Here is a 21,023-nt window from a genome sequence, read left to right as displayed (position 1 = left end):
GTGACGTCGGTCGTGTCCGGTATGGGTGCGGAGATGGGCGCGCAGGCCGCGCGCTCCCGGGCTCTCGCGGTGCTGCGCATCCGCGGCAGGGCGCTGGCCGTGGCCCTGCTGCCCGCGGCCGTCGCGGTCGTGCTGGCCGCGGGCGCCGCCACCGGGCACACGGCCGGCGACGGCTGGCGGACGGCGCGGTGGATCGTCACGGTCGTCGCCGTGGTCGTCCTGGCCGCGGCGGCGGGCATCGCCCTCGTGGTGGCCCGCGCCCGCCCGGCGGTCAGCCCGACGGTGCCGATCGCCGAGGAGCGGGCTCCCGATCTCTACCGCCTGGTGCGCGATCTGGCCGACCGGCTCGACGTACCGGCCCCCTCGGCCATAGCGCTCACCCCGGACTGCGACAGCTGGCTGGAGGACCGTACGCATCCCGCGCACGGACCGCCCAAGCCCAAGGACGACGAGGGCCCGATCCCGCGTGACGCCGACGACCCGGGGATCCGGGGCGGCGCAGGCAGAAGTCGGGTGCCCGCCGCGCCCGTCCTGGTCATCGGCTCCCCCTTCCTGTGGTGGATGCGTGTGGGCGAGCTGCGTGCTGTGCTCGCCCCGGTCGTCGCCGGTACGGGGCCGTCGGCGCACCCGGACATAGCGGCCGCGCGTCGCTTCGTGCGCGGCCTGGACGCGGCGGTCGCCGTCGCCGCGGTGCCCGGTCGCGGGCCTCTGGGGCGGGCGGTCCTCGGTTGCGTCGGCTGGGTCGTGCGCCTGCTCCTTCGCAGCTGCCGGGGCCACGCGGGCGAGATGGAGCGCGGGGTCGCCGCGGCCGCCGCCGAGCGCGCACAGACGGTGGACTACGGCGTGCGGATCGTCGCCCAGGAGCAGGTGGGCCTGGCGTACGCGGGCTGGGACCGGCTCCTCACCCGGGTCGCGCTGCCCGCCTGGCGCATGGGGCGCTGGCCCTCTCGGCTGGACGTGGGCGTCGTCGCCGCCCTCACCGAGCTGTCCCGGCGCGACCGTCTCGCCGAGGGCTTCGCCTCCCGGCTCGGGGAGCGGCCCGCCTGCGATCTGCTGGAGGAGCCGGGCACGGTGGACGAGGCGGCGTCGCTGCTCGCGGCCCGGCTGTTCCACGGAGGCCCCGCCGAGCCGGGCCCCGACTGGGCGCCGGTCGACTGGCAGGAGTATCCGGACGAGGTCGTGGACCGCAAGTGGCGCATGGACGCGGCACGCCTCCACCGCGTCCTCGACGCACTGGGCGTACGCGGCTCCGTGGACCCCGCGTCCCCCGACCCGGAGGGCCCGACACTCGCCCGGGTGATGGACCACCTCGCCACGGCGACGCGCGCCGGGGGATCCGTGGCCCCAGCAGACCCCGTAGCCCCCGTAGACCCGGAAGATCCCACCGTCCCCGCCGAGGACCCCACCGTCGCCGCCGACACCGACCCCACCGTCTCCCCCGACGACGACTCCGCCGCCCCCGAGGATCTCGAAGACGCCGCGGACCTCGAAGATGCCGAGGACCGCGAGGACACCCCCACCGCTCTGCTCGCCGCCGGCCTGAGTGCCGAGTCGGCCCGCGAGGAGAGTGAGCGGCCGGCCCCGCCCGTGCCCGCCGCCGGGCAGGGGCCCGACGGTGCGCTGTGGGACGAGGGCATGCTCCCGCTCTTCCCGCTCCAACCGCCACGTACGGGACGTGAGTTGGTGGCCGACCACGTCACGGCGATGGTGTGCTGCGCCGCCGTGGACACGGCCGGAGCCGCCCCCGGACTCGACTGGCTGGACGGCCCCTCGCTCCTGGTCGACGGCGAGCGCGCCAAGGACCTGACCCCGCGGGTCCTGAGCCTCGTGGAAGAGGGAGACCCGGAGCCCCTGCGCGCCTGGCTCACCCGCCTCGGCATCCGCCCCGAGAAGCCGGTCCGACTGGTGTAGGCAGGTGTGGGCCCCGACAGCAGTCGCGGCACACCCGCACCCCGCGCCCCTCGCGCCCGTACCGCCCGACCCCGAACCTCCGGAGGTCCACGTTCCGTTCACGTCAATTCGCGACGAACGGTGACGGAGTGCGTGCGTAATGTGATGTGCTGGGGCCGGTCGCTGACAGACGGAGCGCAACGAGGGCTCGGGGGAGCGAGGGAGGGAAGCGGGCATGGGGCCGGAACGGGAGGGGCCGAAGGCCGGACGGCCGGAACGCGCGGGGTCGCCGCGCACCATCCGCCGCTGGGAGTCCGGCGCGCTCGCCCACGCCGTGAGCGATCCCTTCGGCCAGGGCCCCCTGCCGTGGCTGCGCGGCAGCGAGCACTACTTCGACGACACGGGCCAGGTGGTCCCCTGGTACGTCGACCACGTCCCCCAGCCCGGTGCGAGCAACATCGCGACCAGCATCCCGAGCCCCCGCACCGGCGGCCCCCGCATGGCCGACGACGTGCACCGCCAGATCAAGGGCTTCACGTCGACCGGAGCGGCCGCGCCCGGCGAGGCGATCGACTTCCACATCACGGTGGACCCGCCCCAGCAGTTCAGCGTCGACATCTACCGCATCGGCCACTACGGCGGCGACGGCGCCAGCAAGATCATCACCAGCCCGCGGCTCTCCGGCATCGTCCAGCCGCCCCCGCTCACCGCGGACCGCACGGTCTCCTGCCACCACTGGTGGCTGTCCTGGCGCCTGCAGATCCCGTCGTTCTGGAACGTGGGGGCGTACGTGGCCGTCCTCACCACCGTCGACGGCTACCGCTCGCACGTCCCCTTCACGGTCCGCGACAGCCGCCCCGCCGACCTCCTCCTGCTCCTGCCGGACGTGACCTGGCAGGCGTACAACCTGTACCCCGAGGACGGGCACACGGGCGCGAGTCTCTACCACGCGTGGGACGAGGAAGGGCGGCTGCTCGGCGAGGGCGACGCCGCGACGACGGTCTCCTTCGACCGCCCGTACGCCGGGGCGGGCCTCCCCCTGCACGTCGGCCACGCCTACGACTTCATCCGCTGGGCCGAGCGATACGGCTACGACCTCGCGTACGCCGACGCCCGCGACCTGCACGCGGGCCGCGTCGACCCGACCCGCTACCGGGGCCTCGTCTTCCCCGGCCACGACGAGTACTGGTCGACGCCGATGCGCCGTACCACCGAAGTGGCCCGCGAGCACGGCACCTCGCTCGTGTTCCTCTCCGCCAACACCATGTACTGGCAGGTGGAGTTGGGACCGTCCCCGTCCGGTGTGCCGGACCGGCTGCTCACCTGCCACAAGCGCAGGGCACCGGGGAAGTCCGCCCTGTGGCGCGAGATCGACCGTCCCGAGCAGCAGCTCATGGGCATCCAGTACGCGGGCCGGGTCCCCGAGCCGCACCCCCTCGTCGTGCGGAACGCGGACCACTGGCTGTGGGAGGCCTCCGGGGCGCACGAGGGCGACGAGATCGACGGCTTGGTCGCGGGCGAGGCCGACCGCTACTTCCCGCGCACGGCGCTGCCCGAGCACGAGGACCGCATCCTGCTCGCCCACTCGCCCTACCGTGACAGCGAGCGCGCACAGCGCCACCAGGAGACGTCGCTGTACCGGGCGCCGTCCGGATCGCTGGTCTTCGCGTCCGGCACGTTCGCCTGGTCCCCGGCGCTCGACCGCCCCGGCCACGTCGACCCGAGGATCCAGCGCGCGACGGCCAACCTCCTCGACCGGATCTGCAAACGCGACTGACCCGTCGCTGCCGCACCCGCCGGACCCGTGGCCAAAACTCATCCCCGAATGAGCGAGAATCAGGTGCACTCGTACATATCCACGGGGAGGAACCGTGTCCGGATTCGTCGAAAAGCCCGAACCCCAGCAGGTGCCGGGCCTGGTACACCTCCACACCGGCAAGGTGCGGGACCTGTACCGGAACGAGGCGGGCGACCTCGTGATGGTCGCCTCCGACCGCATGTCCGCCTATGACTGGGTGCTGCCCACCCCCATCCCCGACAAGGGCCGCGTGCTCACGCAGCTGTCGCTGTGGTGGTTCGACCAGCTCTCCGACCTGGTCCCCAACCACGTCCTGTCGACCGAGCTGCCGCCCGGCGCCCCCGCCGACTGGCAGGGCCGCACCCTCATCTGCAAGTCGCTGCGCATGGTCCCCGTCGAGTGCGTGGCCCGCGGCTATCTCACGGGCTCCGGCCTCGTCGAGTACGACGACTCGCGCACGGTCTGCGGCCTCGCCCTGCCCGAGGGCCTGACCGACGGCTCCGAGCTGCCCGCCCCGATCTTCACGCCCGCCACGAAGGCCGAGGTCGGCGAGCACGACGAGAACGTGTCGTACGAGGAGGTGGCCCACCAGGTCGGCGCGGAGACCGCAGCCGAGCTGCGCCGGATGACGCTCGCCGTCTACGGCCGGGCCCGGGACATCGCGCGTGAGCGCGGCGTGATCCTCGCGGACACCAAGTTCGAGTTCGGCTTCGACGGCGAGACGCTGATCCTCGGCGACGAGGTCCTCACCCCGGACTCGTCCCGCTTCTGGCCCGCGGCCGAGTGGGAGCCGGGTCACGCGCAGCCGTCGTTCGACAAGCAGTACGTGCGGAACTGGCTGACGGGCCCCGACTCGGGCTGGGACCGCAAGAGCGAGCAGCCGCCGCCCGCGCTGCCGCAGCAGATCGTGGACGCGACGCGCGCCAAGTACATCGAGGCGTACGAGCGCCTGACCGGCGTCAGCTGGTAGCGACGGCGCGCACGACACGCGAAAGCCCCCGGCACCTGAGGTGCCGGGGGCTTTCTGTGGAGCGAACGACGAGGTTCGAACTCGCGACCTCAACCTTGGCAAGGTTGCGCTCTACCAACTGAGCTACGTTCGCACTGCGCCGTGGCGCGAGAGCAACTATACCCAACCTCGCTCCCGCGCGAGCCGCACCGCCGAGTGACGGTTCTCGGCGCCGAGCTTCGAGACGGCGGACGACAGATAGTTCCGTACGGTCCCCTGCGAGAGCGCGGCGCGCTCGGCGATCTCCGCGACGGGCGCCCCGTCGGCGGCGAATTCGAGCACCTCGGCCTCGCGCGCGGTCAGCGGGGAGTCGCCCGCGGCGATCGCGTCGGCCGCCAACTCCGGGTCCACATAACGGTTTCCCGCGTGCACGGTCCGAATGATCTCGGCGAGCCGCTGGGCGCTCACGGTCTTCGGCACGAACCCGCGCACCCCGGCGGACAGGGCTCGCTTCAGATGCCCGGGACGCCCATGGCTGGTCACGATCATGACCCGGCACGCGGGCAGTTCACCGCGCAGCGCTGTGGCGACCTTCACACCGTCGGCGCCCGGCATCTCCAGATCGAGCACGGCCACATCGGGCCGGTGCGCCCGCGCCATGGCCAGCGCCTCGGGTCCGGTGGCGGCCTCGGCGACGACGACGAGATCGTCCTCGAGACCGAGCAGCGCGGCGAGCGCCCCGCGAATGAGGTGCTCGTCATCGGCGAGCAGCACGCGCACGGTCACCCGGCGCTCCTTTCGTACGCGGCGTCGCGCCGCTCTCCCACGGTGCGCCCGGCCAGCGGCACCTCGGCCACCACCCGGAACACGCCGTCCGTATCCGGCACCACACCCGCCTCCAGCGTCCCGGCGACCTCGGCGAGGCGCTCCCTCAGCCCCGCGAGCCCGGATCCGCCGCTCAGGGCCCCCGGGGTCCCGGCCCCGTCGTTCTCCACGCTCAGGACCACCGCGTCCGGCCCCACCCGTACGCCTATGTCGCAGCGCCGGGCGTCCCCGTGCCGCAGGACGTTCGTGGTCGCCTCGCGCACGACCCAGCCGAGGGCGGACTGCACGGGGCCGGGCAGCTCGGCGGCCGGGCCCGCCACGTCGCAGGAGATCCCCGCCGCCGTCAACACGCCCTGCGCTCCCGCCAGTTCGGCAGACAGGTCGGCCTCGCGGTAGCCGCGTACGACCTCGCGTACTTCCTTCTGGGACTCCTGGGCGATGCGCTGGACCTCGGTCATCTGGTCCATGGCCTCGGGGCGCCCGCGCCGCGTGAGCTGCACCGCGAGCTCGCTCTTGAGCGCGATCACGGCGAGATTCCGACCCATCACGTCATGGAGATCGCGCCCGAACCGCAGCCGTTCCTCGGCGACGGCGAGCCGCGCCCTGGTTTCGCGGGCCTCGTCGAGTTCGTGGACGGCGTTCAGCAGCCAGACGGAGAACCCCGCGGTCAGCGCGAAGATCGCGGTGGTGAACAGCACGGTGGCCGCCGTGATGAGGGCGGCGGGCGCGGGCAGCCCGGACGGCACGGACGCCACCCCGGCACCGAGGGACGCGCCGAGCGCCGCCCCGACCACCCGCCTGCGGGTGCGCAGCCCGGGCGTGGCACAGCCCGCGCCGACCATGAGGATGCCGACGAAGAGGACGAGCGCCGTGCGCGTGCCCGCCTCCTCGTCCGCGGGCACCCGCATCATCACGCCGAGCGTCCCGACGGAGATCACGGCGGTGGCGACCCCGTACGCGACGACCAGGCGGACCGGCTGCTCGCGCCGGCCGCGCGTCCAGTCGAGCGCCTTGGACGTGGTGACCGCGCCGAGCACGGCGTGCGCGCAGAGCGCCAGGAGCAGGGTCCAGGCGAGCGCGGCCGGCACCTCACCGAAGGCGAGCGGGCCGAGCCAGAAGATCTCGACGAGCCCGAAGGACTGCAGAGACCACCGTGTGTACGTCTCCACCTTCGCCGGGGTGCTCTTCCCCCGCCACCACGCGTCAGGCCGCCTCATGTCCCCGCTCCGTCGGATCAACGCCGTGGTTCCCAGCGGAACCACCGTCGTACAGCAAACACGGCGAGGACGGTCCAGGCCACAGCCGTGGCGACGGCGCCCAGGGCGTCGTACGCGGAGAGGTCCCCGGTCCAGCCGCCCCGCACCAGGGTGATCACCGGTGTGAGGGGCAGCAGTTCGCATACGGACGCGAGGCGGTCCGGCATGAGTTCGAGGGGCACGACGGTGCCGGAGCCGAGCATCGACAGGAGCAGCAGCGGCATGGCCGCGACCTGCGCGCTCTCGACGCTCTTGCTGAAACTCGCGGTGACGGCGGCGAGCGCGGGCCACATCACCAGGCCCAGCAGCAGCCCGAGTACGGCGTAATAGGGCGCCTGCGGAGCTCCCACGCCGAGGAACGCCGTGCAGGCGGCGACTAGTACGAGGCTCTGGGCGAGGCCGATGGCGACGGAGGGCACGGCGGCGCCGGCGAGGATCTCCGCGTCCCGCAGCTCGCCGGTGCGCAGCCTCTTGAGGACGAGTTCCTCGCGCCGGGCCGCGTAGACGCCGACCAGCGCGCTGTAGACGGCGAAGAGGAGGGAGAAGCCGATCGCGGACGGCAGCAGCACCGAGCCGACGGTGAGCCCCGCGCCCTTGAGGTCCATGCTGTCGATCGACGAGCGCACGCTGAAGGGCAGCACCAGCGGCACGAACACCGCGGTGAAGAGCGTGCCCTTGCTGCGCCCGATCAGCGTCAGCTCCGCGCGGGCGAGCGCCCGCATCCGCCCGGCGGCCGTCGTGCCGGCCGCGGCCCCGGGCTTCGTCCTGTCCGTCACGACCGCGCTCATCGCGCCGCCACCTCGTCCCTGTTCTCCGTGCCGGCCATGGTTTCCGTACGCGCGTCCTGCGCGATCCGTAGGAACGCCTCTTCGAGGGACGCGCTGCGCACGTCGAGCCCCCGCAGCTCGACCCGGGCGTCCCTGGCCCACAACAGGAGCCCGGTGGCGGCCCGTTGGAGCTCGTCCGTCCGCAGCCGGATGGTGCGGCCGTCCGTCTCGTGGCCGCTCACGCCGAGCTCGGCGAGCGGCGGGAGGTCGCCGGGGAAGTAGCCCTCGGGCAGTTCGAAGGAGATGTGCGAGGGCTGGGCGGCGACGACCTCGTCGACCCGTCCCTCGGCGGCGATCCGCCCCTCGTGGAGGATGGCGAGCCGGTCGGCGAGCTCCTCGGCCTCTTCGAGGTAGTGGGTGGTCAGCAGCACGGTGGTGCCCTCGGCGCGCAGCTCGCGCACCAGGTCCCAGGTCGCGCGCCGCCCCTCGGCGTCGAGGCCGGTGGTCGGCTCGTCGAGGAAGAGGACCTCGGGCCGGCCGAGCAGTGCGAGCGCCAGGTCGAGGCGCCGCTTCTCGCCGCCGGACAGCTGCTTCACACGGACCCGGGACCGCCGTTCGAGCCCGACGAGCTCGAGGGCCTCACCGGCGGGCCGGGCGCCGCTCGTGCAGCCGCCCCACATCCGCACGGCCTCGGCGACGGTCAGCTCGGACGGAAAGCCGCCTTCCTGGAGCATGACCCCGACGCGCGGCCTGACCAGGTCGCGTTCCGTGTACGGGTCGTGCCCGAGGACCCGTACCCGGCCGCCGGCCGGGACGGCGAGTCCTTCGAGAAGTTCGACGGTGGAGGTCTTGCCCGCGCCGTTGGTGCCGAGGAGGGCGAAGAGTTCTCCGCGGGCGACGGAGAAGGTCACTCCGCGCACCGCCTCGTACGAGCCCCCGTACACGCGTCGCAGATCGGTGACGTCGATCACGCGCTCGTTCGTTTCCATGCTCCGAGCCTCTCCCGGCGCCGGGGCGAGGAGCAGTGCGCGCTGTCACCGGACCGCATGACAAATGTCAGAGCGGGTCGCGGACATGAGCGGTGGGACGAGAGGCGGACATGCAGAAGGCCCCGGTCCGATGGACCGGGGCCTTCAACTGGAGCGAACGACGAGGTTCGAACTCGCGACCTCAACCTTGGCAAGGTTGCGCTCTACCAACTGAGCTACGTTCGCACTGCCTCCGATCGACTCTCATCGATCGGCGCGAGCACCAGCCTACCGCACTCCGGAGAGTGATCGGTACGCGGTGCAGAGCGGGTGACAGGAATTGCACACTGCGCCTTCCCCCTGGAAGGGGGATGTTCTACTACTGAACTACACCCGCAAGCCTCCGTGAGGTCCGGCCTTTCGGCCTTGCCCCTCGGCGTGCTCCAGACTTTAGCTGATCAACAGGGGTGGAGCGCAAGTCCGCTGCTCTGCGGGCTGCCGGAGGGGGTCAGTTGGCCGCCTCGAACGCCTCGTAGACCCGCTTGGGGATGCGGCCGCGCGGCGGGACGTCCATCTTGTGCGAGCGCGCCCAGGCGCGGACGGCCGCCGGGTCGGCGGACACCGCGGTGTGCTTGAAGCTCCGGACGGTCTTCCCCGAGGCGCCCTTGCCCGAGCCGGTCTGCTTGCGGCCGGCCTGGAGGAAGGGGGCCAGGGCCGTGCGCAGTTTCTTGGCATTGGCTGGATTCAGGTCGATCTCGTACGACTTGCCGTCGAGACCGAACACGACCGTTTCTGCGGCATCTCCGCCGTCGATGTCGTCGGAGAGAGTGACCACGACACGCTGCGCCACGAATATCGGTCCCTTCGTGCGACATCTGCACCTTGACGTGCGCCGATGTCGACTGTCCGGCTGTTATGGGGCAAAGCAGAGGCGAACTGACCGCTTTCGCTATTTCCTTTTTACCTTGCCTGGCATTGCATTGTGAAGACCGACTAAATCCCCCCGCGTGTCCGGAGGCAATGGGTCTCCGAAATCTTTCCCCCGATTTTCCACGGGGTCACCGTGCTGTTGCAGTAACGTGATCCGGCTCTCGTAGCTTCCTACGGTCTACGCGAGTAGAAATTTTGTCCGGGTAGTCTGAAGGGACCTGCTCAGCACCACACACCGGGAGTGCCAGTGGCACGCGTCGTAGTCGACGTCATGCTCAAGCCGGAGATCCTCGACCCCCAGGGCCAGGCGGTGCAGCGTGCACTGCCGCGCCTCGGTTTCGAGGGCATCTCCGACGTACGTCAGGGAAAGCGATTCGAACTCGAGGTTGACGGGCCCGTCGACGATGCGGTCCTCGCCCGTATCCATGAGTTGGCCGACACGTTCCTCGCCAACACCGTGATCGAGAACTTCACCGTGAAGGTGGAAGAACCCGCGGTGGGGGCAGAAAAGTGACCGCTCGTATTGGAGTCGTCACCTTTCCCGGTTCCCTCGACGACCGGGACACGCAGCGCGCGATCCGACTCGCCGGCGCGGAACCCGTAGCCCTCTGGCACAAGGACAAGGATCTGAAGCAGGTCGACGCGGTCGTCCTGCCCGGTGGATTCTCCTACGGCGACTATCTGCGGGCGGGTGCCATCTCCCGGTTCTCCCCGGTGATGGAGAGCGTCGTCGACCAGGCCAAGGCGGGTCTTCCCGTTCTCGGTATCTGCAATGGCTTCCAGGTCCTCACCGAGGCGCACCTGCTCCCCGGCGCGATGCTCGGCAACGACCATCTGCACTTCATCTGCCGTGACCAGAAGCTGCGCGTGGAGAACACGGACACCGCCTGGACCGCCGACTACACGGCCGGCCAGGAGATCCACATCCCGCTGAAGAACATGGACGGCCGCTACGTCGCCGACGAGCACACGCTGGACATGCTGGAGGCGGAGGGCCGCGTCGCCTTGCGTTACGTCGGCTTCAACCCGAACGGTTCGCTCCGCGACATCGCCGGCATCACGAACGAGGCGGGCAACGTCGTCGGTCTGATGCCGCACCCGGAGCACGCCGTCGAGCCGCTCGTCGGCTCCGGTCGCACCGACGGCCTCCCCTTCTTCACCTCGATCCTCAAGAAGCTGGTCGCCGCCTCATGAGCCTCGACACCGTTGAGAACGCCGCAAAGACCCCCGACGTCGAGCTCCCCTGGGCCGAACTCGGCCTGAAGAAGGACGAGTACGAGCGCGTCGTGGAGATCCTCGGCCGCCGCCCGACCGGCGCCGAGCTCGCCATGTACTCCGTGATGTGGTCCGAGCACTGCTCGTACAAGTCGTCCAAGATCCACCTCCGCCAGTTCGGCGAGAAGGCTCCGCAGTCCGACGCGCTGCTCGTCGGCATCGGTGAGAACGCCGGTGTCGTGGACGTCGGCCAGGGCTACGCCGTCACCTTCAAGGTCGAGTCGCACAACCACCCGTCGTACGTCGAGCCCTACCAGGGCGCGGCCACCGGCGTCGGCGGCATCGTGCGCGACATCATCGCCATGGGCGCGCGCCCGGTCGCGGTCGTCGACCCGCTGCGCTTCGGCGCGGCCGACCACCCCGACACCAAGCGTGTGCTGCCGGGCGTCGTCGCCGGCATCGGCGGCTACGGCAACTGCCTGGGCCTGCCGAACATCGGCGGCGAGGTCGTGTTCGACGCCTGCTACCAGGGCAACCCGCTGGTCAACGCGGGCGCCATCGGTGTCATGCGGCACGAGGACATCCACCTCGCGAAGGCGTCGGGCCCGGGCAACAAGGTCATCATGTACGGGGCCCGGACGGGCGGCGACGGCATCGGCGGCGCCTCCATCCTGGCCTCCGAGACCTTCGACGACGCGAAGCCCTCGAAGCGTCCCGCCGTCCAGGTCGGTGACCCCTTCCAGGAGAAGCTCCTCATCGAGTGCACCCTGGAGGCGTTCGCCGAGAAGCTCGTCGTCGGCATCCAGGACCTCGGTGCCGCCGGCATCTCCTGCGCCACCAGCGAGCTGGCGTCCAACGGCTCGGGCGGCATGCGCGTCGAGCTGGACGACGTACCGCTGCGCGACTCCACGCTCTCGCCCGAGGAAATCCTCATGAGCGAGTCGCAGGAGCGCATGTGCGCGGTCGTCGAGCCGGAGAAGGTCGCCCGCTTCCTCGAGATCTGCGAGAAGTGGGACGTCATCGCCACCGTCATCGGTGAGGTCACCGACGGCGACCGCCTGGAGATCTTCTGGCACGGCGAGAAGATCGTCGACGTCGACCCGCGCACGGTCGCCCACGAGGGCCCGACCTACGAGCGCCCGTACGCCCGCCCCGCGTGGCAGGACGCGCTCCAGGCCGACGACGCGAACAAGCTGCCGCGGCCCGCCTCCAAGGAGGAGCTGAAGGACCAGGTCCTGAAGCTGGTCGCGTCGCCGAACCAGGCGTCGAAGAAGTGGATCACCTCGCAGTACGACCACTTCGTGCAGGGCAACACCGTCCTCGCGCAGCCCGAGGACTCGGGCATGATCCGCATCGACGAGGAGTCGGGGCTCGGCGTCGCCATCGCGACCGACGGCAACGGCCGTTACGCGAAGCTCGACCCGTACCACGGCGCGCAGCTCGCCCTCGCCGAGGCGTACCGGAACGTCGCGACGACCGGCGCCAAGCCGCTCGCGATCTCCGACTGCCTGAACTTCGGTTCGCCCGAGGACCCGGACGTCATGTGGCAGTTCGTCGAGGCCATCCGCGGTCTCGCCGACGCCTGCCAGATCCTCGGCACCCCGGTGACCGGCGGAAACGTCTCGCTGTACAACCAGACCGGCGAGGCGGCGATCCACCCGACGCCCGTCGTGGCCGTGCTCGGCGTCATCGACGATGTCGCCCGCCGCACGCCGGTCGCCTTCAGGGAAGAGGGCCAGCTCCTCTACCTGCTCGGCGACACCCGCGAGGAGTTCGGCGGTTCGGCCTGGTCGCAGGTCGTCCACGACCACCTCGGTGGTCTGCCCCCGAAGGTCGACCTGGAGCGGGAGCGGCTGCTCGCCGACATCCTGATCTCGGCGTCCCGCGACGGCATGGTCGACGCCGCGCACGACCTGTCCGACGGCGGCCTGATCCAGGCCGTGGTCGAGTCGGCGATGCTCGGCGACAAGGGCGCGCGGCTCATCGTGCCCGACGGCCTGGACGCGTTCACGTTCCTGTTCTCCGAGTCGGCGGGCCGCGCGGTCGTCGCCGTCCCGCGGAGCGAGGAGCTGCGCTTCACCGACATGTGCGGCGCACGCGGCCTTCCGGCCACCCGCATCGGCGTGGTCGACGGCGACGCGGTGGAACTCCAGGGCGAGTTCACCCTCCCCCTCACGGCCCTCCGAGAGGCCCACGAGGCAACGATCCCGGCACTGCTGGCCTGACGATCGTTCCTGTACGGGTTCCGTACGCGCGTAGGCCCCACCCGGGCTGTGAACTGCCGGGGTGGGGCCTTTCGTCCGTACGGCATGGGCCTGGCGCACAAGGCATAGGCTCGCCCCATGTCACCGGCCAAGAAGCGCGCCCGCTCCTATGACTCCGCCAAGATCCGTACGGCCGTCCTCGCGCAGTTCGCGCACGTACGGGAAGCGGTGGCGGGCCTCACGGGAGACCAGCTCAGCGCCCCGACCCGGCTCGGCGACTGGACCGTCAGGGAGTTGGCGGCGCACGTCACGATGGCGGTCGGCGCGGTGGCCAGGGGGCTGGAGATGCCGGAGCCGGCCACGCATGAACTCCCGCTCCTGGACTGGCCGTCGGGCACCGCGACCGAGTCCGACGCCATCGCCGGCGGCACCCGTGAACTCGCCGCGAGCGCGCAGCCGGCGGAGCTCTTCGCGCGTACCACGGCCCGTATCGAGGAGGCCCTGGCCGAGGCCCCCGACACCCGCCTGATCCCCACCCGCTTCGGCGCCATGACCCTCGCCGACTTCCTCGTCACCCGTACCGTCGAACTCGTCGTCCACACCGACGACCTGAACGACGCGCTGCCCGGCCTCGGCGTCCCGTACGACCGTCAGGCGCTCGCCGCCTGCACCCGGTTGCTCGCCGACGCCCTCGCCGTGAAGGCGCCCGGCGCGTCGACCGAGGTGCGGATCCCGCCGTTCGCCGTCGTCCAGTGCGTCGAGGGCCCCCGCCACACCCGCGGCACCCCGCCGAACGTCGTCGAGACGGACCCGCTCACCTGGATCCGCCTCGCCACCGGACGCGTCGGGTGGGGCGCCGCCCTGGACGACGCGAAGGTCAGCGCGAGCGGCGAACGGGCCGATCTCAGCAAGCTGCTGCCCCTGATGGGCTAGCTCTCGTGACCGGGGGGAACCGATCCGCCCACCCGACCCGTCCAAGCGCCATGCACACGCAATCCCGGAACCTCACCGTCCTGGCCGCGCTCCTCCCCCTCGCGGCCGTCGCGGCGTGCGGATCACAGACCGTGTCCGTCGGGGGTGCGCCCGTCACCGGGGTCCGCTGGAACGTCGAGAGCGTCACCGTCGACGGCGCCACCGCACAGGCCCCCGAGAGCGCGTACGTGGAGTTCCCCTCGGAGGACCGGGCGCGCGGCTACAACGGCTGCAACAGCTTCGACGCGGAGGCCGAGATCGACGGCGACACGATCCGTATCGGCAGGAGCACCGTGACGATGTCGATGTGCACGGACAAGAAGCAGCGGGACTTCGAGAAGACCTTCAGCCGGGCCATCGGCGGCAGCAACAAGGCCAGGACCGACGGTGACCACCTCACCCTCACCACCGACGACGGCGACACGATCGCCCTGGTCAAGGAGCGTCCGGCCCCGCTGACCGGCACCGAGTGGACCGTCACGAGCCTGATCTCCGACGACGTCGCGACCTCACTGCCGAAGGAGGTGGCGGGCCGGGCCAGGATGACCTTCGAAAAGGGGAGCAAGGCGGGCGAGGACGGCACCGCCACCGGCAGCCTCGGCTGCAACCGCTTCCGCGCGAAGGCCGAGTTCGGCGACGGCCACCTCACGCTCGGCAGGCCCGTCACGACCCGCGTGCTCTGCCAGGGCCCACGCATGGACACCGAACGCGCCCTCCTGAAGCTCTTCGCCCAGAAGCTGTCGTACGAGATCCAGGGCCGCACGCTCACGCTGACGGCCCCCGACGGAACCGGCGCCGCGGCGGGAGCCGGCCGCGACTGACCGGACAGCACCACGGGGCCCTCGGTCCCTGGCTCCCCTCTGCCTGGTGCCCGGCCACCTGCCTGGTGCCGGCTCCCGGTCCCTGGCTCCCCTCTGCCTGGTGCCCGGCTCTCGGCCGCCGGCTCCCCTCCACCTGGTGCCCGGCCCTCGGTCCCTGGCTCCCCTCTGCCTGGTGCCCGGCTCTCGGCCGCCGGCTCCTCCATCCCCGGCCCCGGCCTCCGTCCCCGCCCCCCCGCACCTCCGCAGCGAATTCCGTCACACTCGCACCCGCCGTCGCGCCCGGCGCCGCCCCCACCGACTCCCACCGCCCCGCACGCGCCTCCGACGCCGCCCTCGAGCCCGCCCGGCACTGCCCGTAGCACACGAAGAACCAGGTCAGCGCGGTGATCGCGCCGAAGGGGCAGGGCGGGCGCAAGTGGGTCGGTGAGGGGCGAAGCGTCCCCGGGCCACTGCCCCAGGGGCGGGCGCAAGCGGCTCGACCAGGCGCGTGATCACGTTCGCCAATTCGGACCAGTGGTCGATCTCGCCTACACTCGGTGGCGTGCCACGTGGTGACGGTCGACTCAATCATGATCTGCTCCCCGGCGAGAAAGGCCCCCAGGACGCTTGTGGCGTCTTCGGTGTCTGGGCTCCCGGTGAAGAGGTCGCCAAGCTGACTTACTTCGGGCTCTACGCCCTCCAGCATCGAGGTCAGGAATCCGCGGGAATCGCGGTGAGCAACGGCTCCCAGATTCTCGTCTTCAAGGACATGGGCCTCGTGTCCCAGGTCTTCGACGAGACCTCCCTCAGTTCGCTCCAAGGTCATATCGCGGTCGGTCACGCCCGCTACTCGACCACCGGCGCCTCCGTGTGGGAGAACGCCCAGCCGACGTTCCGTGCCACCGCGCACGGCTCGATCGCGCTCGGCCACAACGGCAACCTGGTCAACACGGCGCAGCTCGCCGAGATGGTTGCGGCCCTCCCCAAGGAGAACGGCCGCAACACCCAGCTCGCGGCGACCAACGACACCGACCTCGTCACCGCGCTCCTCGCGGGCCAGGTCGACGACGACGGCAAGCCGCTGACCATCGAGGACGCCGCCGCCAAGATCCTTCCGGATGTTCGGGGCGCCTTCTCCCTCGTCTTCATGGACGAGCACACCCTCTACGCGGCCCGTGACCCGCAGGGCATCCGCCCGCTGGTCCTCGGCCGGCTGGAGCGCGGCTGGGTCGTCGCCTCCGAGTCCGCCGCGCTCGACATCTGCGGCGCCAGCTACGTGCGCGAGATCGAGCCGGGCGAGTTCGTCGCCATCGACGAGAACGGCCTGCGCACCTCCCGATTCGCAGAAGCGAAGCCCAAGGGCTGTGTCTTCGAGTACGTGTACCTGGCCCGCCCCGACACCGACATCGCCGGGCGGAACGTGTACCTCTCCCGTGTGGAGATGGGCCGCAAACTCGCCAAGGAAGCACCGGTCGAGGCCGACCTGGTCATAGCGACGCCGGAATCGGGCACCCCCGCCGCGATCGGTTACGCGGAGGCCTCCGGCATTCCGTTCGGCGCGGGACTGGTCAAGAACGCGTACGTCGGCCGGACCTTCATCCAGCCCTCGCAGACCATCCGGCAGCTCGGTATCCGGCTGAAGCTCAACCCGCTCAAGGAAGTCATCAAGGGCAAGCGGCTGGTCGTCGTCGACGACTCGATCGTGCGCGGCAACACCCAGCGCGCCCTGGTCCGCATGCTCCGCGAAGCGGGCGCGGCCGAGATCCACATCCGGATCTCCTCTCCCCCCGTGAAGTGGCCCTGCTTCTTCGGCATCGACTTCGCGACGCGCGCCGAGCTGATCGCCAACGGCATGTCGATCGACGAGATCGGCAAGTCCCTGGGCGCCGACTCCCTCTCCTACATCTCCATCGACGGCATGATCGAGGCCACGACCATCGACAAGCCGAACCTCTGCCGCGCCTGCTTCGACGGCGAGTACCCGATGGATCTCCCCGACCCCGAGCTGCTCGGCAAGCAGCTCCTGGAGACCGAGCTCGCGGCAGGACCGGCGAACACCGCCGCCACCGACGCCCTCCGTCGCCCGTAAGACCCCCGTCGTACGACACGAAAGTTCTCAAGCCATGTCTGAGACACCTGGTGCCAGCTATGCGTCCGCGGGCGTCGACATCGAAGCGGGCGACCGCGCCGTCGAACTGATGAAGGAGTGGGTGAAGAAGACGCAGCGCCCCGAGGTCGCCGGCCTCGGCGGTCTCGGCGGATTCGCCGGCCTCTTCGACGCCTCCGCCTTCAAGCGTTACGAGCGTCCGCTGCTCGCCTCCGCCACGGACGGAGTCGGCACGAAGGTCGACATCGCCCGCCGCCTCGGCGTGTACGACACCATCGGTCACGACCTCGTCGCGATGGTCATGGACGACATCGTGGTGTGCGGCGCCGAGCCGCTGTTCATGACCGACTACATCTGCGTCGGCAAGGTGCACCCCGAGCGTGTCGCCGCCATCGTGAAGGGCATCGCCGAGGGCTGTGTCCTCGCCGGCTGCTCCCTCGTCGGCGGCGAGACCGCGGAGCACCCGGGCCTGCTAGGCCCGGACGACTTCGACGTCGCGGGCGCCGGCACCGGCGTCGTGGAGGCCGACCGGCTGCTCGGCCCGGATCGCATCCGTACGGGTGACGCGGTGATCGCCATGGCGTCCTCCGGCCTTCACTCGAACGGGTACTCGCTGGTCCGCCACGTCCTCTTCGACCGCGCGAACCTGAAGCTCGACCAGCACATCGAGGAGCTCGGCCGCACGCTCGGCGAGGAGCTTCTGGAGCCCACCAAGATCTACTCGCTGGACTGCCTGGCGCTGACCCGCACCACGGACGTCCACGCGTACAGCCACATCACGGGCGGCGGCCTCGCGGCCAACCTGGCCCGGGTCATCCCGGACGGCCTGCACGCCACCGTGGACCGCTCCACGTGGGCCCCCGGCGCGATCTTCGACCTTGTCGGCAAGGCCGGCGCCGTGGAGCGCCTGGAGCTCGAGAAGACGCTGAACATGGGCGTCGGCATGATGGCGATCGTCCCCCAGGACGCGGTGGACTCCGCGCTCGCGACGCTCGCCGACCGCGGCGTGGACTCGTGGGTCGCCGGTGAGATCACCGAGCGCGGCGAGCACACCACGGGCGCGGCGCTCACGGGTGACTACAGCAAGTAAGGCCCGCAGGGCAGCACAAAACCCGGTCCGGCGGTGTGACCACCCCGGACCGGGTGAAGTGCAGTTGCTACGAAAACGAGAACTGCGAAGAACTACTGCTGGACTGCAGACTGCAGGACTGCGAGGTCAAGCGCCGCGGCGCTGCGACGAGGGACCGGACTCGTCCGAGTCCTCGTCATCCTCGTCGTCGTTATACAGATCCGCGTACTGGGCGTACGGGTCGTCTTCCTCGTCGTCGTCCTCGAACGGCTCGCCATTCGGCGGCTGATTCGAGGTCGAAGCGCCCAGCTCATTGGCCAGACGCGAGAGGTCAGTCCCGCCGCTGCTGTACTTCAGCTGGCGGGCGACCTTCGTCTGCTTGGCCTTTGCCCGGCCGCGCCCCATGGCTCGACCCCCTCGGTGACGGGGCTCGACGGCCCCAGAGTCTTGACACGCGTTCATGATCTCGAACGGGCTCTCCGCAGAGAGACCCGTCCTTAGGGCTTCCACGGTACCTGCTCCCGCGGCCATACGGTACGTCGCCCGCAGGACGCGCCTGGGCGCAGGACCAGCAAGGTGCCCTGTCCTCGCTGGTCAGCTGCGATTTTAACCTCTTCTTGGCGAGCGACCCGCCGATGGGCGTGAGTCTTGTCTCCCGTATCCGCCCGCGGGTCGCTCCCGGGCACCCTCAACGTCAGCGGCGGCGGGCCTCCGCCATGCGCTGCTCGGCGATCCTGTCGGCCGCGGCGGCCGGCGGAATCCCGTCCTCCTTCGCACGCGCGAATATGGCCAGCGTCGTGTCGAAGATCTTCGACGCCTTGGCCTTGCACCGGTCGAAGTCGAAGCCGTGCAGCTCGTCGGCGACCTGGATCACTCCGCCGGCGTTCACGACGTAGTCGGGCGCGTAGAGGATCCCGCGGTCGGCGAGGTCCTTCTCCACGCCCGGGTGGGCGAGCTGGTTGTTGGCCGCGCCGCAGACGATCTTCGCCGTGAGGACCGGGACGGAGTCGTCGTCGAGCGCGCCGCCGAGAGCGCACGGGGCGTAGATGTCGAGGCCCCCGGTGCTGATGAGCGCCTCGGTGTCCGCCACCGCCTGCACGGACGGGTGCTTGTCCTGAATCCGCCGTACGGACTCCTCGCGCACATCCGTGATCACGACCTCGGCGCCGTCCGTGAGGAGGTGCTCCACGAGGTGGTGCCCGACCTTGCCGACGCCCGCGACGCCGACCTTGCGGCCGCGCAGCGTCGGGTCGCCCCACAGGTGCTGGGCGGAGGCCCGCATGCCCTGGAAGACACCGAAGGCGGTGAGCACGGACGAGTCGCCTGCGCCGCCGTTCTCCGGGGAGCGCCCGGTCGTCCAGCGGCACTCGCGCGCGACGACGTCCATGTCGGCGACGTAGGTGCCGACGTCGCACGCCGTCACGTAGCGCCCGCCGAGCGAGGCGACGAAGCGGCCGTAGGCGAGCAGCAGTTCCTCGCTCTTGATCGTCTCGGGGTCACCGATGATCACGGCCTTGCCGCCGCCGTGGTCGAGGCCGGCCATGGCGTTCTTGTACGACATCCCGCGCGAGAGGTTCAGGGCGTCGGCGACGGCCTCCGCCTCGTTCGCGTACGGGTAGAAGCGGGTGCCGCCGAGGGCGGGGCCCAGGGCGGTGTTGTGGAGGGCGATGACGGCCTTGAGGCCACTGGCGCGGTCCTGGCAGAGCACTACTTGCTCATGGCCGCCCTGTTCCGAGTGGAACAGGGTGTGCAGAACATCGGCAGGGGCGCCGGTTACGTCGGTCACTGTGGTGACTCCCGGGTAAGTAGCGGCGGTTGGAGACGGTGCCCGTACGGGTGGCGGGTCCCGTTGGGCAAGAGACTAGAGCCTGCGCCGAGCCGCCAGATGCGCAGTGCCGAGGATCACCCTCTCCTGGAGTACGCGCGTGTCCGGCCAGGTGCGTTCACCTTCGGCCATGGGACGATTTGGAGTGTTTTCCAGGCGCAGTCCGGGGGAGGGAGCAGCCGTGCCCAAGGTGTCTTCGGTGACCGTGCCCTACGCGTCGTATCTGCGCGTGTACGAGCCCCTCGCCGCGTTCCCCGAGCCCGAGCGAAGCCACTGGGAGCGCTACGCGCAGCGTCGCGAACTCCCCTCCTACCAGGACGAACTGCGCCGCTCGCTGGCCGACTTGCTGCCGACGCCACCGGTGCCCGTGCCGGTGCACGAGAGCGACGACGCGTTCGTCATCGAGGCGGACGGCGTGGTGTGCGTGTGTCCGTGGCGCACGCGGCTGCGCGGCTGGCAGGCGCTGGACGAGTTGCCGGCCCGCCTGCCGACACCGGTGCTGGACGCGGTGCTCCCGCCGGTGGTGCGCCGGCAGTCCGCCGCGGACTACGAGCGCTGGCTCGCCCGCAACCCCGACGCCCGCCCCTGGATCCGCACCTCCACCTGGCAGATCCCGCTGAACTGGTTCGTGCTCGTCTCGGACGAGGAGCGCGAGTACGGCAAGGGGGCCGCGGACGCGGACGGGGAGGCGCCGGTGCTGCGCTACCGGACGCCGATGGTGCAGGCGCGGCGCCGGGTGGCGCGGGGGCTTCGCACGCTGCGGGACACGATGGACGAGGGGCCGCTGATCGACGGTCTGGTCGATGTGGGGCGCTGGCTCGAAGAGTTCCATCCGCGTTCATTCGTCGAACTCGACTACGGCGGCCTGGTGCACGCCTTGTCCGCGGAGGATCTGGATGGTGATCATTCCGCTGCGGACGTGGCGGAGGGGATCGAGGCGCTGCGGCGCGGTGACGGTGACGGGGCCGAGGCGGCGTACGCGCGGCTGATGGAGCGTTGGCGTGCCGTGCGGGACCGGCAGTTCGCGAACTGACCGTACGGGTGTGCGGGGACGTAGGTCCCGATCCGGGCTTTTGCCCCAAGCGTGATGGACCGCACTAACTACGCCCTTGCGCCCATCACCCCTCCTCGTGCCAAAATAGGACAAGGAGTCCGGGGAGGACTCCGCCCGGCTGCTTTCGTCCGCGTTCAGCCGGAAATCTCAGCATTGCACGCTATGGGGGGTCTCGTGACTCCTGGCGCCACTGTGACTGATCGTCACAGTGGCGTGACTGTCCGCTATGGCATGGTCCATCGGCTTCCGTCGCTGATGAACACCTGGGAGGGCAATTCCATCGGTTTGGCCGACGCGGCTGGACGGATGGTGTAGTTGTAGTGCCGAGGACAAGCCGTTCGTCCTATAACCGACTCGACCCGCGTCCGCCATTTCGGGCAACGCGGGTCAAGGT

Annotated in this window: 18 protein-coding genes and 3 tRNA genes; 11 read left to right on the top strand and 10 right to left on the bottom strand. The window is 70.8% G+C overall.

Annotation, left to right across the window (positions count from 1 at the left end; all coding sequences use genetic code 11):
• Nucleotides 1–21 precede the first annotated feature (21 nt).
• The 3 genes from LGI35_RS22465 (at nt 22) to LGI35_RS22455 (ending at nt 4,658) form a co-directional block, all read left to right on the top strand.
• Nucleotides 22–1,911, top strand: a complete 1,890-nt coding sequence (locus tag LGI35_RS22465; protein WP_227300438.1) for a hypothetical protein — start codon at nt 22–24, stop codon at nt 1,909–1,911.
• A 214-nt stretch (nt 1,912–2,125) separates the two neighbouring features.
• Complete coding sequence (locus tag LGI35_RS22460; protein WP_227295830.1) at nt 2,126–3,667, top strand: N,N-dimethylformamidase beta subunit family domain-containing protein; 1,542 nt, start codon at nt 2,126–2,128, stop codon at nt 3,665–3,667.
• A 94-nt stretch (nt 3,668–3,761) separates the two neighbouring features.
• On the top strand, nt 3,762–4,658 hold the full coding sequence (locus LGI35_RS22455; protein ID WP_227295828.1) for a phosphoribosylaminoimidazolesuccinocarboxamide synthase: 897 nt from the start codon (nt 3,762–3,764) through the stop codon (nt 4,656–4,658).
• A gap of 57 nt (nt 4,659–4,715) precedes the next feature.
• On the opposite strand, the gene LGI35_RS22450 is transcribed toward LGI35_RS22455, so the two are convergent.
• The 8 genes from LGI35_RS22450 to LGI35_RS22415 all read right to left on the bottom strand — a co-directional run bounded on the left by LGI35_RS22450 (nt 4,716) and on the right by LGI35_RS22415 (nt 9,303).
• Nucleotides 4,716–4,791, bottom strand: a tRNA-Gly gene (locus LGI35_RS22450).
• Nucleotides 4,792–4,814: 23 nt separating this feature from the next.
• Nucleotides 4,815–5,423 carry a response regulator transcription factor gene (locus LGI35_RS22445; RefSeq protein ID WP_227295825.1) on the bottom strand — a complete coding sequence of 203 codons (609 nt, stop codon included), beginning with the start codon at nt 5,421–5,423 and terminating at the stop codon, nt 4,815–4,817.
• A complete protein-coding gene (locus LGI35_RS22440; protein ID WP_227295823.1) occupies nt 5,420–6,679 on the bottom strand; it encodes a sensor histidine kinase in 1,260 nt (419 codons plus the stop codon). Before LGI35_RS22440 ends, LGI35_RS22445 begins: the two co-directional genes overlap by 4 nt.
• Before the next feature lie 17 nt (nt 6,680–6,696).
• Nucleotides 6,697–7,506 (bottom strand): ABC transporter permease, encoded by an 810-nt coding sequence (locus LGI35_RS22435; protein WP_376219375.1) that lies wholly within the window; start codon nt 7,504–7,506, stop codon nt 6,697–6,699.
• Nucleotides 7,503–8,474: an ABC transporter ATP-binding protein gene (locus LGI35_RS22430; protein WP_227295821.1), complete on the bottom strand. Its 972-nt coding sequence runs from the start codon at nt 8,472–8,474 to the stop codon at nt 7,503–7,505. Before LGI35_RS22430 ends, LGI35_RS22435 begins: the two co-directional genes overlap by 4 nt.
• Before the next feature lie 149 nt (nt 8,475–8,623).
• Nucleotides 8,624–8,699, bottom strand: a tRNA-Gly gene (locus tag LGI35_RS22425).
• Between the two features lie 79 nt (nt 8,700–8,778).
• A tRNA-Gly gene (locus tag LGI35_RS22420) sits at nt 8,779–8,850 on the bottom strand.
• A 111-nt stretch (nt 8,851–8,961) separates the two neighbouring features.
• Complete coding sequence (locus LGI35_RS22415; RefSeq protein WP_116512201.1) at nt 8,962–9,303, bottom strand: histone-like nucleoid-structuring protein Lsr2; 342 nt, start codon at nt 9,301–9,303, stop codon at nt 8,962–8,964.
• Nucleotides 9,304–9,630: 327 nt separating this feature from the next.
• Here LGI35_RS22415 and purS point away from each other — a divergent pair, with 327 nt between their 5' ends.
• The 7 genes from purS (at nt 9,631) to purM (ending at nt 17,771) form a co-directional block, all read left to right on the top strand.
• The gene (purS, locus tag LGI35_RS22410) at nt 9,631–9,897 is read left to right on the top strand and encodes a phosphoribosylformylglycinamidine synthase subunit PurS (protein ID WP_100598945.1); all 267 of its coding nucleotides are present in this window, start codon (nt 9,631–9,633) and stop codon (nt 9,895–9,897) included.
• Complete coding sequence (gene purQ, locus LGI35_RS22405) at nt 9,894–10,577, top strand: phosphoribosylformylglycinamidine synthase subunit PurQ (protein WP_227295819.1); 684 nt, start codon at nt 9,894–9,896, stop codon at nt 10,575–10,577. Before purS ends, purQ begins: the two co-directional genes overlap by 4 nt.
• Complete coding sequence (purL, locus tag LGI35_RS22400) at nt 10,574–12,823, top strand: phosphoribosylformylglycinamidine synthase subunit PurL (protein ID WP_227295810.1); 2,250 nt, start codon at nt 10,574–10,576, stop codon at nt 12,821–12,823. Before purQ ends, purL begins: the two co-directional genes overlap by 4 nt.
• Nucleotides 12,824–12,940: 117 nt before the next feature.
• Nucleotides 12,941–13,735 carry a maleylpyruvate isomerase family mycothiol-dependent enzyme gene (locus tag LGI35_RS22395; protein WP_227295808.1) on the top strand — a complete coding sequence of 265 codons (795 nt, stop codon included), beginning with the start codon at nt 12,941–12,943 and terminating at the stop codon, nt 13,733–13,735.
• A gap of 50 nt (nt 13,736–13,785) precedes the next feature.
• Complete coding sequence (locus tag LGI35_RS22390) at nt 13,786–14,595, top strand: META domain-containing protein (RefSeq protein WP_227295807.1); 810 nt, start codon at nt 13,786–13,788, stop codon at nt 14,593–14,595.
• Nucleotides 14,596–15,136: 541 nt separating this feature from the next.
• Nucleotides 15,137–16,663, top strand: coding sequence for an amidophosphoribosyltransferase (gene purF / locus LGI35_RS22385; protein ID WP_227295805.1), 1,527 nt, complete (start codon nt 15,137–15,139; stop codon nt 16,661–16,663).
• Between the two features lie 34 nt (nt 16,664–16,697).
• The gene (gene purM, locus LGI35_RS22380; protein ID WP_227295803.1) at nt 16,698–17,771 is read left to right on the top strand and encodes a phosphoribosylformylglycinamidine cyclo-ligase; all 1,074 of its coding nucleotides are present in this window, start codon (nt 16,698–16,700) and stop codon (nt 17,769–17,771) included.
• A 126-nt stretch (nt 17,772–17,897) separates the two neighbouring features.
• Here purM and LGI35_RS22375 read toward each other — a convergent pair whose 3' ends face one another.
• Both LGI35_RS22375 and LGI35_RS22370 read right to left on the bottom strand, forming a co-directional pair.
• On the bottom strand, nt 17,898–18,155 hold the full coding sequence (locus tag LGI35_RS22375) for a DUF3073 domain-containing protein (protein ID WP_116512208.1): 258 nt from the start codon (nt 18,153–18,155) through the stop codon (nt 17,898–17,900).
• A gap of 289 nt (nt 18,156–18,444) precedes the next feature.
• Nucleotides 18,445–19,536: a Leu/Phe/Val dehydrogenase gene (locus LGI35_RS22370; protein ID WP_227295801.1), complete on the bottom strand. Its 1,092-nt coding sequence runs from the start codon at nt 19,534–19,536 to the stop codon at nt 18,445–18,447.
• A gap of 220 nt (nt 19,537–19,756) precedes the next feature.
• On the opposite strand from LGI35_RS22370, the gene LGI35_RS22365 reads away from it, so the two are divergent.
• Nucleotides 19,757–20,608 (top strand): DUF8083 family protein, encoded by an 852-nt coding sequence (locus tag LGI35_RS22365; protein ID WP_227295799.1) that lies wholly within the window; start codon nt 19,757–19,759, stop codon nt 20,606–20,608.
• Nucleotides 20,609–21,023: the final 415 nt, after the last annotated feature.

It is taken from the genome of Streptomyces longhuiensis (assembly GCF_020616555.1).
GTDB lineage: Bacteria > Actinomycetota > Actinomycetes > Streptomycetales > Streptomycetaceae > Streptomyces > Streptomyces longhuiensis.
The sequence above is the reverse complement of the archived record's forward strand: the minus strand, read 5'-3'. Positions and strand labels throughout refer to the sequence as shown.